The sequence below is a fragment of the uncultured Jannaschia sp. genome (assembly GCF_947503795.1).
Lineage (GTDB): Bacteria > Pseudomonadota > Alphaproteobacteria > Rhodobacterales > Rhodobacteraceae > Jannaschia.
In genome coordinates this window covers 1,630,734-1,645,802 of record NZ_CANNEZ010000001.1, presented here as the reverse complement: position 1 = coordinate 1,645,802, position 15,069 = coordinate 1,630,734, and the positions used below count along the sequence as shown (strand labels likewise).

13 protein-coding genes are annotated in these 15,069 nt (G+C 69.2%); 4 read left to right on the top strand and 9 right to left on the bottom strand.

Annotated features, from left to right (window positions below; genetic code table 11):
- Positions 1 to 420 precede the first annotated feature (420 nt).
- Entirely contained in the window at positions 421 to 624 is a 204-nt protein-coding gene (locus Q0833_RS17880) for a hypothetical protein (RefSeq protein ID WP_367274942.1), read from the top strand.
- A gap of 199 nt (positions 625 to 823) precedes the next feature.
- Entirely contained in the window at positions 824 to 2,002 is a 1,179-nt protein-coding gene (locus Q0833_RS08615; protein ID WP_298432611.1) for an ester cyclase, read from the top strand.
- Positions 2,003 to 2,015: 13 nt separating this feature from the next.
- Here the strand turns inward: Q0833_RS08615 and egtD are convergent, their stop codons facing one another.
- The 7 genes from egtD to Q0833_RS08580 all read right to left on the bottom strand — a co-directional run bounded on the left by egtD (position 2,016) and on the right by Q0833_RS08580 (position 11,107).
- On the bottom strand, positions 2,016 to 2,966 hold the full coding sequence (egtD, locus tag Q0833_RS08610) for an L-histidine N(alpha)-methyltransferase (protein ID WP_298432608.1): 951 nt from the start codon (positions 2,964 to 2,966) through the stop codon (positions 2,016 to 2,018).
- The gene (egtB, locus tag Q0833_RS08605; protein WP_298432605.1) at positions 2,963 to 4,246 is read right to left on the bottom strand and encodes an ergothioneine biosynthesis protein EgtB; all 1,284 of its coding nucleotides are present in this window, start codon (positions 4,244 to 4,246) and stop codon (positions 2,963 to 2,965) included. The genes egtD and egtB overlap by 4 nt, the downstream gene beginning before the upstream one ends.
- 218 nt (positions 4,247 to 4,464) lie before the next feature.
- Entirely contained in the window at positions 4,465 to 6,408 is a 1,944-nt protein-coding gene (locus Q0833_RS08600; protein ID WP_298432602.1) for a hypothetical protein, read from the bottom strand.
- A 9-nt stretch (positions 6,409 to 6,417) separates the two neighbouring features.
- Entirely contained in the window at positions 6,418 to 7,407 is a 990-nt protein-coding gene (locus Q0833_RS08595) for an ABC transporter permease (protein ID WP_298432599.1), read from the bottom strand.
- Positions 7,404 to 9,308, bottom strand: coding sequence for a sugar ABC transporter ATP-binding protein (locus Q0833_RS08590; protein WP_298432596.1), 1,905 nt, complete (start codon positions 9,306 to 9,308; stop codon positions 7,404 to 7,406). The genes Q0833_RS08595 and Q0833_RS08590 overlap by 4 nt, the downstream gene beginning before the upstream one ends.
- A 51-nt stretch (positions 9,309 to 9,359) precedes the next feature.
- On the bottom strand, positions 9,360 to 10,343 hold the full coding sequence (locus Q0833_RS08585; RefSeq protein WP_298432593.1) for a substrate-binding domain-containing protein: 984 nt from the start codon (positions 10,341 to 10,343) through the stop codon (positions 9,360 to 9,362).
- Positions 10,340 to 11,107 (bottom strand): FadR/GntR family transcriptional regulator, encoded by a 768-nt coding sequence (locus tag Q0833_RS08580; RefSeq protein ID WP_298432590.1) that lies wholly within the window; start codon positions 11,105 to 11,107, stop codon positions 10,340 to 10,342. Before Q0833_RS08580 ends, Q0833_RS08585 begins: the two co-directional genes overlap by 4 nt.
- Before the next feature lie 205 nt (positions 11,108 to 11,312).
- Here Q0833_RS08580 and Q0833_RS08575 point away from each other — a divergent pair, with 205 nt between their 5' ends.
- A complete protein-coding gene (locus tag Q0833_RS08575) occupies positions 11,313 to 12,068 on the top strand; it encodes a FadR/GntR family transcriptional regulator (RefSeq protein WP_298432587.1) in 756 nt (251 codons plus the stop codon).
- A 54-nt stretch (positions 12,069 to 12,122) separates the two neighbouring features.
- On the opposite strand, the gene Q0833_RS08570 is transcribed toward Q0833_RS08575, so the two are convergent.
- Both Q0833_RS08570 and Q0833_RS08565 read right to left on the bottom strand, forming a co-directional pair.
- On the bottom strand, positions 12,123 to 13,187 hold the full coding sequence (locus Q0833_RS08570) for an alpha/beta fold hydrolase (RefSeq protein ID WP_298432584.1): 1,065 nt from the start codon (positions 13,185 to 13,187) through the stop codon (positions 12,123 to 12,125).
- A gap of 162 nt (positions 13,188 to 13,349) precedes the next feature.
- Positions 13,350 to 13,850 (bottom strand): ATP-binding protein, encoded by a 501-nt coding sequence (locus Q0833_RS08565; protein WP_298432581.1) that lies wholly within the window; start codon positions 13,848 to 13,850, stop codon positions 13,350 to 13,352.
- A gap of 130 nt (positions 13,851 to 13,980) precedes the next feature.
- On the opposite strand from Q0833_RS08565, the gene Q0833_RS08560 reads away from it, so the two are divergent.
- A complete protein-coding gene (locus Q0833_RS08560) occupies positions 13,981 to 14,988 on the top strand; it encodes an AraC family transcriptional regulator (protein WP_298432578.1) in 1,008 nt (335 codons plus the stop codon).
- Positions 14,989 to 15,069: the final 81 nt, after the last annotated feature.

Here is a 15,069-nt window from a genome sequence, read left to right as displayed (position 1 = left end):
CTCGTCGGACCTCATTTGAGCTAGACGGGCGTCGCGCCGGGAGCGGTAGGATGCTGCCGCCTCGCGTCAGCCGCCGAACCGCGTGAGCGCCCGCCGAAAGGCGTGTCCAGCCGTATAGCCGACCGCACGCGCGACCTGAGCCCGCGTCTTGCCGGATCGCAGCAATACCTGCGCGCGCTCGACCCGCGATGACCGCGGGGCGGGAGCACCGATGCCAAGACCTCTTCCACCGACCGGATACTGCGACGGTCCTCGCTGCGCGCGGGGCGACGTGAGGGTCAACGCGATGCGCCCCGGCCGGGTGCGCACGCGCATGGGCGGAGCCACTGCGTCCCGCTCTCCGGCCGAGGGCACGGAGACCGCCTCTGGCTCGCCGCGCGAACGGAGGCCGCGCCCGGACAGATCGCGCTGGCGTGGCTGATGACACGGGCGCCGGATATCGTCTCCATTCCGGGCACGACGCAGATCACCTATCTTTGCGACAACATCGCCGCCGCGCAGGTCTCGTTCACCGACGCGGAGCTGGGCGAGCTGAACGCCGCGCTCGATGCGATCGAGGTCCGGGGCGACCGCGCGCCCGCCGTCGTGGCCGGGTGGAACGGGGCCGAGGCGCCGGACGCCTGATCCCTGGCGCCGGTGAGGTGGGCCGCCAGCCACGGCCCATGACGCTCTGCCCGCAATTTGCGCGCGACATCGGCGCCTCGGGCGGCCATTCTGCGGACATGATGCCGGGATGGCGGCGGGGCCGCCCCGTCCCCCGGCCCCGTCGCCCCGCTTAACGGGGTGCCGGTCCTTGGTGAAACCATCGAAGGATTTGACCGACATGATGTGGATCACGAAGCCGCTCGGGCCGCTGGCCCTGGTCACCGCCCTGACGGTTGCCGGGCTCGGCGCCGCGCAGGAGGCCGCGCGTCCGAACATCACCCAGATCTCAACCCATATGGGCGAAATGGCCATGAGCGTCGAAGCCGCCGGCCCGCGCGAGGTCGAGGACCGGCTGCGGTTCGAGCCGTACCAACAGCTCGTCGACATCTTCACGCGCGGCGATCTCGTGTTCCTGATGCGCCACGGGCCGACGGACTGGTCCAAGCTGGACGAGCCGAATGTCGCGCCGACCGATTGCGCGAACCAGCGGGTGATGGCCGCCGAGGGGCGCGCGAACATGGTGGATATGGGCGCACTTCTGGCCTCCAACGGTGTCGTGCCCGCCCGGATCGTCGTCAGCGAGTGGTGCCGCAACCAGCAGACGGTCGAGAGCTTGCTGGAGGGCATGGCCGAGATCGATCCCGCCATTTCGGCGGCCATGCCGGTCGAGACGACGCCTGACCTGAACCTGCTGCTTTCGCTTCAGGGATCGCCCGACGTGACACCCCTGCGCGATCGCATCTCGGACTGGGAGGGCGATCCCGAGCGGTCCGGTCCGCTTCTGATCGTCTCACATTACACCAATATCGAGGAGTTGACGCAGTTCCGGGTCTTCGAAGGCGAGGTTCTGGTGATCGATCCCAAGCGCGACAACCTCGTGCTGGGTTACCTTCGCCTGCGCTCCGCGGCGCCCGATGTCGGGCATTTCGCCGATGCGCTGGCCTCGCCGCTTCTGGGCGAGGAGCGGGCCTTCAACATGATCGAGCGGTATTACGCGGCGCTCAACGCGCGCGACGACGCCCAGTTCGAGCGCGTGCTCGGGGATGCCTGGTTCGTTCACGGCGAGTCGCCATCCCGCCCGAACCGCTCGGTCGACAGCTATCTCGACGAGATCGACAGTTACATCGCGGGCATCCCCGACATCTCGTTCGAGATCGACAGCCTGCATTTCGCCGATGACGTGGTCACGGTGATCGGCACGCTCAGGGGCACGCATTCGGGGGAGGTGTTGGGCTATCCGGCGACCGGCCGCGCGGTCGAGTTCAGCGCGATCGCGGTCCACCGGATCGAGGATGGCGTCATCGTCGAAAGCTGGCAGATGCCGGATCGCCTGACCCTGGTCGAACAGATCCGGTAGGGCGCGGCGGCGGTCACACCTCCGGGGCGAGGATGGCGACGGCGAAGCGGTCCATCGGGTCCGTGAGCATCTTGTCCAGGTGCCAGCCCGCATCGCACACGAGCGCGGCCACGCTGTCGGATGTGTATTTCCGCGAGGCGCTCACGTGGATCGGCTCGCCAGCTTCGAAGGGGATTTCGTGATCCGCCAGCCGGATCGTCTGCGCCCGGCGCGACACCAACTCCATGTCGATCCGCGCTGCTTCGACGTTCCAGGTTGCGCGATAGGCAAAGGTCGCGGGGTCGAACTCGCCCGCTGCCTCGGCATTCAGCCGGACGAGGATGTTGGCGATGAACGCCGCCGTCACGCCCGCCGCATCGTCATAGGCCGCCACCATCGCGGCCTCGTCCTTGACCAGATCGATGCCGAGCACGAAGGCCCGGACGTCCGGCCAGCCCCGCGCGTGGGCCAGCAGGCGGACCGCGATGGCGGGGTCGAGATTGCCGATGGTCGAGCCGGGGAAGAAGCCGACCTTCGAACGGTCCGCCAGTTCGGCGGGCAGCGCCACGGGGGCGGTGAAATCGGCGGCGACGGGGTGGATCGACAGATGGGGGTAGTCGCGGCGGAGCGCGGTCGCCGTCTCGGCAAGGAACGCCTCCGAGATATCAACGGGGACATAGGCCCCGAGATGCGGCCCCGCGTCGAGCAGCGTCCGCGTCTTGGTGCTGGCGCCCGAGCCGAACTCGACCAGCGCCCCGCCCGGCGGCACGAGGCGGGCCAGCCGACCGGCCTCGGCCCGCAGGATCGCGGTTTCGGTGCGCGTCAGGTCGTATTCCGGCAGGTCCGTGATCGCCTCGAAGAGCGCCGAACCCCGCGCATCGTAAAGCCATTTCGGCGGCAGGCTCTTCTTCGGCGCCGTCAGCCCTGCCAGCGCGTCGTGCAGCAGGTCCGGGTTCGGGGGCGGCAGCGGTGCGCCGTCCATCATGCATCCCTTGCCAGCCGGAGGCCCATCATCTGCCAGCGCTGGTGCGGGTAGAAGAACGTCCGGTAGCTCGGCCGCATCTGGTCCCGCGGCGTCGCGCAGGAACCGCCGCGCAGCACCATCTGGTTGACCATGAACTTGCCGTTGTATTCGCCCAGCGCGCCGTCGGGGGCGCGAAAGCCGGGATAGGGCGTGAAGGGCGAGGCGGTCCATTCCCAGACGCCGCCCCAGACGCCCGGACCCGGCATCGGTCGCATCATGCCAAGACCGTCGCCCTCGTCGAGGAAGTTGCCCGCGATGGCGGTGTCGGCGAAGGCGGTCTCGTGCTCGGCCTCGGTCGGCAGGCGCGCGCCCCGTTCCATGGACGCGCCCGCCCAGCGGGCGAAGGCATCGGCCTCGTAGTAGCTGACATGGACGACCGGGGCGTCGAGCGCGACGGGCTGCGGGCCGCGTAGGGTGTAGGTCCACCACGCGTCGTCCTGTCGCCACCAGTAGAGCGGATGCTCCCAACCCTCGCGCTCGCGGACGGCATGGCCCTCCATCAGCCAGTGCCGGGCACCGCCGTAGCCGCCATCCTCCATGAAGGCGATCCAGTCGCGGTTCGTCACGGGCCGGTCCGCGATCTCGTAGGGCTCGAGGAAGACCCGATGCCGCGGCCCCTCGCAATCATAGGCGAAGCCCCGTCCGTCATGCCCGATTTCGCAAAGGCCGCCCGCGTGCCGGGTCCAGGTCAACGGCGTTTCGGAGGTGACGGGGAGCGGTTTCGGCTCGCGGTAGACGGGCAGGAGGGGATTGAAGCTCAGCCCATGGAGAAGATCGGTCACCAGAAGTTCCTGGTGCTGCATCTCGTGGTGACAGCCCAGCTCGACCAGCGCGGCAATCTCGTCGGCATCGTCGCGCGCGGCGGCTAGAAGCGACGCGAGCGCATCCTCGACATGCGCACGGTAGTCGGTGACCGCCTCGCATCCGGGACGGGAGATCAGGCCCCGCTTGTCGCGGGCATGACGCGGACCGGCCTGCACGTAGTAGGAGTTGAAGAGGAACGCGAACCGGTCGTCCGGCGAGACGTAATTCGCGACACGGGGCTTGAGGATGAATTCCTCGAAGAACCACGTCGTATGCGCGAGGTGCCATTTCGCGGGCGACGCGTCCTCCATGGATTGCAACATCGTGTCCTCGGGCGCCAGCGGTGCGGCAAGGGCTGTCGTGCGCGCGCGGGTCCGCTCGAGCAGCGTCTGCGCCTCGGAGGGGGCAAGCGACGACGGATGGGGAAGGGGGGTCATGGGCGATCCTCGATCTGGACGCGGTCGATGGGGCAGGCGGTCGACCTGTGGCAGGGCCGGGCAACACGGTGTGAAAGCTCACCGACCACGCTAGTGCGACGGCGACATGAAGGTCGAATAACAAGCGCGTGCGGTTGGTTAAGGCCGCAGGAAGACGCCGGCGATCCGGGATCGGACGCCGGTGTCGAGGCGTGCCGTCGGGGTCGTGGCCGTGTGCGCTAGGCCCCGGTCACGATCCGCGCGATCGCGAAGGCGTCGAGGGTGAGCGCGCCGGACGCGGGCGAGAGGTCGTCCATGATCGCGGGATTGGCGGCGGCCGCGGCGAAGCCGCCTGCATCGAGGCGGGCGACCCGCATCTCGGCGTCGTGTGCCAACGCCACCTCGACGGGATCGGGGCCGACATTCGCGACCCAGATCTCCAGACCCCCGTCCGTCCGGGCCGCCAGCCCGGCCACGGGCCCCGCCGCCGGAAGATCGAGCGCGTGCATCGTGGCCCCTTCCAGCCGTGCGAGACCGCGCAGGACGTGGAACACGGGATAGACGCCGCCCGCCTCGTCGAACCAGGGCTTCGGGAAGTCGGACGGCGCCGCGATCGCGCCGAACGGACCCGTCGCGGCCCCCAGCGCGATGGACGATGCGCCGCCTTCGGCGAAATGCGCGAAATAGGTCAGCGCCCAGGCCGCGCCGAAAAGACCGCGCTGGCGCGGGTCGTTCCAGTTCATCGCCTGCCGGATATTGCCCGGATTGTCCTTGGCCGCCGCGCCGTAGGGATTGTCGCGGATGCCGATGGCCGAGGGGCCGACGGCCCAGGGCGTCGTCCCGGCGATCTCTGTGACGGATTTGACGATGGCAGGATGCGCTTCGCGGGTTTCGATGACCGAACGGTCGTCCCCGGCATGGACCATGGGCGAGGTGGTGAAGGACAGAAGGTCCAGCCGGTCCACGGGCGGACGCTTGCGGTTGAGTTCGGTGAAATAGGAGAACATGCCGCCGCCGATCCGGGCCTCAGGGAAGGCGGCCCGCGTCGCGTCGTAGAGCGTGGCCGCATCGGGCGCGTCCGGCCAGACGGAGCCGGGGAGCGTGCATTTGAGATCGGGTGCGGGCGAGACCAGCACGGTGTGGAACGGATGGCCGAGCGCCTTGGACATAGCGCCCAGCGCCGCGATCTCGGATGCCGCCCCCGCATCGTCGGTCGCCTCGATCACGGCTTCCAGCCACGGCGTGGCGCCGACGGTGCGGCTGACGTCGAGCATGGCCTCGAGCGTCGCACGGTCATGCCCGGCGCGGGGATCGTGGTGCAGCACCATGTAGGCGGGCGCGAGAGCGCGGAGCGTCTCGGCCGCCGCCTTGGCGGTCGCTGCGTCTTCGGGCCGGAGCCCGAGGCCGAGCGGCGGCAGGGGGCCGACCTCCGCGCCCGGTCGCAGCTTCACCGCGCCGCCGGTCTCGGTGGTCGCTGCCATGCCGGTGACGGTCACGGTGATCGTCTGGTCGATGACCTCGCCCGGCTCGATCCGGTAGGGCCAGGGCCGCGCGAGGGGCCGCACATAGGTCTTGTAGGAGGCGTCGGTCCAGTTCCGCTGGTCCTCCATCTCGTAGGTGTCGCCCTCCATCAGCACGCGGACCTTCAGGCCCGCGGGCGTGGTGTGGCTGAGCGCGCGCAGGTCCATCATCGGCTGGACCGGGTCGATGATCTCGGGGAACAGGCTCTCGGCGGTCTCGCCGCCGGTATGTTCGATGGTGACGGGCGCGCCCGCGATGCCGTCGATCGGGTGCAGGATCACGAAGCCCGTGCGGTTGGTCAGGAACCCGTCCTCGGTCCCGCCCGTGCCGTGGAAGGTCAGCGTGCCGTCGGCCCGTCCCTCGATCCGCGCGTCATAGGCGAAGCTCTGGTCCCCGTCGCCCGCGACAGCGTGCAGCGTGACGGTAAAGGCATCGTCGTCCTCGGTAATCTCGAGCCCCGAGATCTCCGGGTTGTAGGTGCCCCAATCCTTGTCGCGCACGATGAAGGACACCGCGCGCAGCACCTCGTGCCCGTCCCAGCGGATATAGCGCAGGTTCCCCGCCTCCAGTTCGGCCGACAGCTTGCCCGCGCGCAGGATACGGGGCGGCGGGACGGTTTCCTCGGTGCCGTAGAGGGCGATGGCGCGGGACGGGTCGGACATGGGACGTTCCTAGCTGCGGGCGGAGCGCCAGTTGATGAGACGCTCGGCCAGGAGGGCGATGATGATGATCGAGCCGATGGCGGTGCCCTGCCAGAAGGGCGACACGCCCATCAGGTTCAGGCCGTTGCGGATCATCACCATGATGAGGACCCCGAGCAGCGTCCCGATGATCGAGCCGCGCCCGCCATAGAGGCTGGCCCCGCCGATGACGACGGCAGCAATGGCGTCGAGCTCCAGCCCGTTGCCGGCGAGCGGGTCGGCCGACATGACCTGTGCCAGGCTGAAGGTCACGGCGACGGCGGCAAGCGCGCCCGAGACGACGTAGGGCAGGATCGAGTAGAACATCGTCGAGAGGCCCGCCGCGCGCGCCGCCTCGAAATTCGAGCCGATCGCGTAGATCGTGCGCCCGCCCTTGGTGTAGGTCAGGTAGGCCCAGGCGAGCACGTAGAGCGCCAGGAGGAACAGGACGTTCGTCGGGATGCCGAGGAAGGTGCTGTAGACGATGGCGTCGAGATCGGGCGGCAGGCCCGAGATCGAGCGTTGCCCCGAGAAGATGAAGCTGAGGCTGCGCCCGATGGCCATGACGCCCAGCGTCACGACGAAGGGCGCCAGGCCGAAGACGGCGACCAGCACGCCCGAGAAGAGCCCGATCCCCGCGCCCGCCAGCACGGCCAGCGGGATCGCGATCGGGATCGGCATGACCTGCAACGCCTGCGCCAACACGATGCCCGTCAGCCCGAACACCGCGCCGACCGACAGGTCGATGCCGCCGGTCAGGATCACGAAGGTCATGCCCACCGCGACGATGCCGATGACGACCGATTGGTCGAGGATGTTGAAGATGTTGCGTTCCGTCAGGAAGAACTCCGACGAGAGCGACAGAACCACCGCCAGAAGAAGCGCGAGGCAGAGCATGCGGAATTCGAGGCTTCGCAGGATGGTCGAGATCAGGCTCGGGCCGCCGCCCTGCTGCGTGTCGGCGGGGGTCGCGTCGGTCACGTGGATACCTCTTCGGCAGGGTCGGTCAGGGTAGCGATGCGGCGCCGGATGGCTTCCGGCTCGGGCGAGGCGGACGCGCTGGGCAGCGTCAGGCCGATCCAGCCGAGATCGTGGCCGCGCTTGTCGGTCATCTGGGTCAGGAGCGTGCGGTGTTCGCCGTCTGCGGTGAAATCCGGCCCGCGCGCCCGGATGGCATCGGGGATCCGCGTCTCGTCGGCCAAGGCGGCTTCGCCCGGTACCATCCCCGCGAGCCGGTCGCCCGCCTGCGCGAGACAGATCGTCTCCTCGCCGTCGAGCAGCGCCCAGAAGGCGTCCCCGCCATGGGCCTCGACGAGCGCCCGGAGCAGCGCCTGGTTTCGCGCGGTCGAGGTGCGGGGTGCGGCCAACAGGGTGAGTTTCTCCTCGGTCAGCCGCGCGACGGGAAGGTCGGCGATGGTGACGCCGTCCGACACGACCACCACACGTTCGGAGATGCCGAGCAGCTCCTCGAAATCCGACGAGATGACGATGACGGCGAGGCCCCGGTCGGCGGCATCCTGCAACAGCCGGTAGATCGAGGAGCGCGTGCCGATATCGACGCCCTTGGTGGGCTCGTCGAGAATCAGGATGTCCGGTTCGGTCAGGAGCCAGCGGGCGATGATGATCTTCTGCTGCATCCCGCCGGAGAAGTTGAGCAGGCTCTGGTCCAGCCGGTCGGGCGGCAGACCGAGATCGGTGATGAGCGAGGCGACCTTGTCCGCGCGCTTGCCATAGCCTCGCCCGAAGCCGCGATGCTGGCCCATCTGGGCGATCATCAGGTTCTCGCGGACGCTGAGGTCGGGGACAATGTTCTGCGCGCGCCGGTCCTCGGCCACGAAACCCAGCCCGGCGCGAACGGCGTCGGCGGGCTTTCTCAGGCGCGCGGGCTTGCCCCGGACGAGGATCTCGCCGCCCTGGCGCGGGCGCAGGCCCCAGATCGCTTCCATCGCCTCGGAGCGCCCGGCGCCGACCAGCCCGCCGAGGCCGAGGATCTCGCCCCTGCGGACCGCGAAGCTCATGTCCTGCACCCAGGGGGCGGCGCGCAGGTTGCGGACCTCGAAGACGGCGTCGGCATCGCCCTTGGGCGGAGCCCGGCGCGCGGCGTAGATCGCGCCGATGTCGCGGCCGACCATGTGCTGGATGATGTCGCCCTGGCTCAGCGTGCCGGTCGCCACGTCCTCGGCCACGACCTGGCCCTCGCGCAGGATAGTGACGCGGTCGGTGATTGCGAAGACCTCTTCCAGCCGGTGCGACACGAAGCCGAGCGCGTGGCCGCCGTCGCGCAGCCGCGCCATGATGTCGAAGAGGCGATCGACTTCCGTGGCAGAGAGCGAGGCCGTCGGCTCGTCGAAGATGACCAGCCGCGCGTCGAGCGCCAGCGCCTTGGCGATCTCGACCAGTTGCCGCTGCGCCGCCGAAAGCGTGCGGACCTCGGCGTCGAGCGGCAGGACATGCTCGTGCCCGAGACCGGAGAGAAGTTCGTTGGCGCGCCGCCGCATCGCCCGGAACGACAGGCGACCGGGCGTCGCGAGATCGGGCAGGAAGATGTTCTCGAGCACCGAGAGATCGGGTGCCAGCGACGTTTCCTGCGCCACAAGAGCGATGCCCTGGCGCAGCGCGTCGCGGGTCGACGACAGCGCGAGGGGGCGTCCGTCAAACGTGATCTCGCCGCCCGAGGGCTGGATATGTCCCGACACGATGCGGGATAGGGTGGACTTGCCCGCGCCATTGGCACCCAGAAGGCCCACAACCTCGCCGGGGCGCAGCGTCAGGGCGGAGTCGGTCAGCGCCTGCGTCTTGCCGAAATTCTTCGACACACCCCGCGCGACCAGCAGGGCGTCGGCACGGACCGCGGGGTCCGGCTGTGTCTGAGCATCTTTCATCGCGGGTCCGAGATTGTCCGGGGCGAGAGTGCCGCGCCCCGGACGATAGCGTCACTCGATCTCGTTGGCGAAGACCGTTTCCTTGATCGTCGGAAGCATCTCTTCGATGTTCTCCGAGGTCACGATCAGGATCGGCACGGTGATCTCCTTCTCGGGGGTGCCGCCGCCCAGATGCTCGACCATCGCTTCGGCCGAGCGGACGCCCATCAGGTAGGGCTGCTGCATGCCCGACACGACGAGCTCGCCCGACTGGAGAAGCGGGACGAATTCCGGGATGCCGTCGAAGGCCGCGACCAGCACGTCGCCGTCCATCCGCGCCGCCTTGATCGCGCGCAGCGCGCCCAGCGTCGGCCCGTCGGTCTGGACGAACATCGCGCCCATGCCCGGATTGGAGGTGATCATGTCCTGGGTGAACTTGAACGTCTCGTCAGCGGTGTAGGCTTGCATCTGCTGCAATCCTGCGTCGCCCTCGATCCCCGCCGCCGTCAGCGCGTCCTTGAAGCCCTTCGTGCGGGCCTGCCCGTTGAGGCGGGCCTGGCTGATGCCGACAATGCCGACGGTCGCGTCGGTCTTGCCGGCCTCCGTCATGGCCGCGGCGAGTGCTTCGCCGACGCCATTTGCGCCCTCGTAGTTGTTCGACCCGATGACCGAGACGAATTCGCCGCTATCGGTGCCGATATCGGCGATGACGACGGGGATGTCGTTGTCCTGCGCCAGTTGCAGCACGGCCGGCGCGGTCGAGCTGTCGGTGGGCGAGAGCACGATGCCCGCGACCCCGCGCGCGATCGCGTCCTGCGCGTTCTGTAGCTGGGTCTGCGGGTCGTTGGTGCTGTCGAGCGCCGAGAAGCCGTAGCCGTTCTCCTCGGCGACGGATTTCACGCCCTCGGACACGTAGCGCCAGAAGGCGAGGTCGAGGCCGGGCGTCATGTAGACCAGCTCTCCGTTGTCCTGCGCGCTGGCCGGGGCGGCCAGCGCCAGGACGGCTGCGGTCAGGCCGGCGGATGCGGTTCTCGCAAAGGTTCTGCGGTTGATCATGTGGTGTCTCCTCCGTGTTGATCGTTGCGACCCGTCTCGCCCAGAAGCTGGCGGGTCGTCTCGTAGATCCGGCGTTCGTGGACGCCGAATGCGTGGGCCAGGGCATCGCCGTCGCGGGCGCCGAGGGCGTCCAGGATCGTGCGATGATCGGCGATGCTGCGATCGATGGCGCCCGGTCGGGCGACGGCCCGGCGACGATGGCCGAGCAGGTAGGAATAGAGCGTGGCGGCGATATCCGAGAGGACGGCGTTGCCGCAGGCGCGGTAGATGATCGTGTGGAACTCGCGGTCGAGGATCAGGTAGCGGACCGGGTCGTCACGCGCGCCGTCCTGCGCGTCGATCAGCGCGTCCAGTCGTGCCAGGTCGTCCGCCTGCATCGTCTCGACCGCCAGCCGGGCGACGCGCGCCTCGACCAAGAGCCGGGCGTCATGCACGTCGTCGAGCCCGTAGGCCGTCACCTGCGACTGCGGCATGGCGGCGAGGCCCAGATCGCCCACATCGTCCGAAGCCACGGTGGTGCGCGCGCCCTGAACCACCGACAATATCCCGCGCGTCGACAGGATGAGGAACGCGCCCCGGATCGTCTCGCGGCTGACGCCCATGGCAGCGGCCAGTTCACGCTCGGCGGGCAGCGGGTCGCCCACCGAAAGCGCGCCCGACCCGATCAGCGTCGCGAGCTTTTCAGCGATGGCATCCTTCATGGACCGCCGGGGCAGATGGCCCAGACCGGTCCCGTCCGCCGCCAGCAGGGGGTGGGCATCCATGCGGGGCCTCCCTCCCGACAACGACCGCCGGGGCGGCCTTGGACTACTGGTCCGAACAGTGGGCCAATCGGGGGCGCGAGTCAATCTGCCGTGTCGCGGCCGGACCATGGACACCGGCCCCGGACGGCGATCCGGCGTGCCGCGCTGTCGCCGTCGCGCCAAGTCTGCTATCGGCCCCCGACACCACGAGAAGGACACGCGACGCATGGGTCAGGTTCGACGCTTGCCGCCGGAGAACACCAAGGCGCTGATGGGGCAGGTCTCGCGCCAGTCGGTGCGGGAGGCCATTGCCGAAAAGCTGGCGGCGTTGATCTCGTCGGGCGTACTTGCCGTCGGCGACGAGCTTCCCGGCGAGCGCGAGCTTGCGACGTCGCTCTCGGTCAGTCGCGAAACCATCCGCGGCGCCATCGCGATCCTCGCGGCGCATGGCATCCTGCGCGTGGCTCATGGCGCGCGGACCAGTGTCGCCAAATCCGACGTGTCCGCCGTCCTCGCCGGGGCGTCGACCATCGATTGGAGCGGGCCCTACGATCTTGAAAGCGTCCACGCCGCGCGCGTGCTGATCGAACGCCGGATCGCTGCCTTGTCCGCCGCGCGCATGGCGCCCGAAACGCTGACCGCGCTCCGCGCCTCGATCGACGCGCAGACGGAATGCGACGGCGATCCCGTGCGGTTCCTTTTGTGCGATCGGGATTTCCACGCGATTCTCTATCGCGCGGCGGGGAATGAGGTCTTCGCGGACATGGCGATGTCGCTCTACAACCACCTGCTCGACCACCGGCGCCGCATCGTTGCGCGCCCGGGAGCCGTGGCCCAGAGCATCGCCGATCACCGCGCGATCCTCGACGCTCTCGTGGCCGGGGATGCCGATGCGGCGGTTGCGGCGGTCGAGACCCACGCGACCCGCATCTACGAGACGACCCGCGCCTTTCTCGACGGTCGGGGCGCGCGGGCGAACTGACGCGGCGATGACGGGGCGCCGGACGACGCCCCGTTCGATCTTACACGCGTGCCGTCACTCGGGCGCGTTGGGCAGCCCAGCCATGAACTCGGCCAGCACATCCGCGTAGTAGCTCGCGTTGTAGGTCGTGCCGTGGCCGCGCGTCTCGGCATCCTCGGGCACGATATAGACCTCGGCATTGGGGATCTTGGCCATGTTCTCCTCGAGCATCGGCAGCTCGACGGGATTGCGCTCGTCGTCCTGCGACAGGAGCACGAGGACATCTGCGGTGATCTCGCCCAGCTTCGGGGTCGGGTCGAAGTTCCGCGACGCGTTCCACATGTACATCACGTCATTGGCGTCGCCGACCTTCTGCTGCGCCTTCCGCTCGTCCACGAAGGCATCGGCGTCGACGCGGGTGGCCCCGATCTCCTGCAGGCGGAGGTTGCCGTTCGAGGTCGCGATGCCGAACCAGGCCGACATGTAGCGCAGCATGGGGGGCTGCTCCTCGTAATTGCCCTCCATCCAGGCGGGGTCGTCGCGCACGGCATCGATCACCATCCGGCGCATCATCCAGTTACGGCCCGCCATCGGCCCCGGCAGCGAGGCGATGGGCACGCCGCCATCCATGAAGTCGGGGTATTCCGTCAGCCAGGTCCAGGTCAGCATGCCGCCCATCGAGAAGCCGATTTTCACGTGCAGCCGGTCGATGCCCATGTGATCTTCAAGCAGCATCTTCTGGGCGTTGACCATGTCCATGAGCGTCTGCTCTGGGAAATCCGCGCGCAGGCCGTCGGACGGCTTCGACGACTGCCCCGCGCCGATCGCATCGACGAGGATCAGGTAGTATTTCGACGCGTCGAGCGGCTGGCCCGGCCCGTAAAGATTGCCTGCGAAGGCATCGCCCAACATGCTCTCGGCCTGACCGGTCGTGCCATGGGTGATCAGCACCGGCGGGTTCGCCGGGTCGCCGATGGTCAGATAGCTGACATTCATCTCCGGCAGCACCTCGCCGGTCTCGAACTCGAAATTCTCGATGACGTAGGTCCCGCGTTCGGGCTCGGGGTAGCTCGCGTCCTGCGCGAAGGCCGGCGAGACGGCGAGGCTGGCGGCGAGGGCCGCGCAACGGATGGCTTTCATGTGATCCTCCCTTGATCCGGACAACTGATATACTGGTCCGTCCAGAATACCAGTAGGCGCGGCAGAGCCGTGCTTTGTCAATGTCGATGGATCGGAGGGGCGGGGGGCGGCCGGTCCGATCGGCCGCCAGTGCCCCGGGACGCACGGCTGTCGGGCCGCGCCTCAGCCCTCGTCGGCCTCGTGCAACACGATGTCGAACCCTTCCTCCGGCGCGGGCGGAACATAACGCGCGGACGTGCGGTGGAATTGCGCTTCGGTCGCGGCAAAGGGATGGTCGCCGCTTTCGTTGCGCGCGCGCAGGCGGGCCAGGCAGGTCGCGTCGGATGTGGTCATCACGTGGAGCGCGTGGGCCGACCCGCTGGCGTCGATGATCGACCGCATCCAGCTGCGGGCCTCGACCGTGTTCGCCTGAAAGTCGAGCACGACTGACAGTCCCGCGCGAAGCAGGTCCGCGACATGCGGGCCGATCGCGGCGCGCAGCTTGGCCGCGCATCGGACGTAATCGGCGAGGGTGTGCATCTCCTCGCCATAGAGCGCGTGGAGCCAGTCGTCCTCGGATAGGCGCACCGTATCCGGATGGGCGGCCAGCGTGTTGGCGAGGGTGGACTTGCCCGAAGCGATCTTGCCGCAGAGCATGTGAAGGGTCGGGGTGGGGGACGGCATCGCGAAGCTCCTTTGCGGGCGAGGGGACGCGAAGGTCATAGCGCGTGATGGGTTCGACGGCACGGCCCTCGGGGGTCGGGGCCGCATCCCGGCGATGACAGTGCAGGCCGGCTCGGCTAGCGTGCGATCCATGGGCTCCGTGACGTCGCTCTACCTGCGCAAGGTCGTCGCCGCCGTGGGCGGAACGGGCGGGCCCGCCTACCTGCGCGCCGTTGGGCTCGATCCCGATGCGCAGGCCGACGTCGCCACGATGATCGCGGACACCGCCTATTACGACCTGCTTGAACGGATCGCCCATGACCTGCCGGATGCGACCGACATGGCGCTGCGCGTCGGGGCGACGATGCGCTGCGACGACTACGGTGCGTTCGGGCTGGCCTGGAAGACGGCGCCGACCCTGCGCGACAGCTTTCGCCGGGCGGCCCGCTACTGGCGGGTGCTGACCTCGGTCGCTGAGTTCGAGGTCCGCCCCGAAGGTCCGGGCGCCTGGTTCATGCTGCACCGCGCGGGCGCACGGCGACTGGGGCTCCGGCTCTCGAACGAGGCCACGCTCGCCTCGGCGCTGACGATCATGCGCGAGGTGGCCCCCGGCGCGGTGCAACCGCTCGAGGTGCATCTCCGCCATCCCGCGCCAAGGGCGTCCGCGCCCCATGCAGGCTGGTTCGGCGGCCCGGTGACGTGGGACAGCGATCGCGATGGGCTGCTGCTCTCGGGCGAGTTGATCGACCGACCCAACCGGCTGGGGGATGCGGGGCTCTCAGCCTATCTCGACGCGCAGCTCGACGCGGCGCTCGACCGGGTGCGCGGCGCGGGCGACGACCTTCCTTCTGCCGTGCGGCGCGCCGTCGAGCGGTCGCTGAGCGATGGCGTCCCCGAGCTGGCGCGCATCGCCGCCGCGATGGGCCGGTCGGAACGGGCGCTGCAGCGTGCGCTGGCCGCCGAAGGCATGTCGTTCCGCGCGCTGGTCGACCACGTACGCCAGGATCTGGCCGAGGGGTTGCTGGTCAATTCGGACTACGCGCTGGCCGAGATCGCCTTCCTTGCCGGGTTTTCCGAGCAGAGCGCCCTGACCCGCGCCTTCCGGCGCTGGCGCGGTGAACCCCCTGCGGCCTTTCGCGCGGCACGGCGGGGAGGCTGACGCCACGCGTCAAAGAGCGGGCGTGTCGGGTCAAGCCCGGCGCCCGCTTCCCATGGCATCCCGTCCCCGTCGATCCCCGAC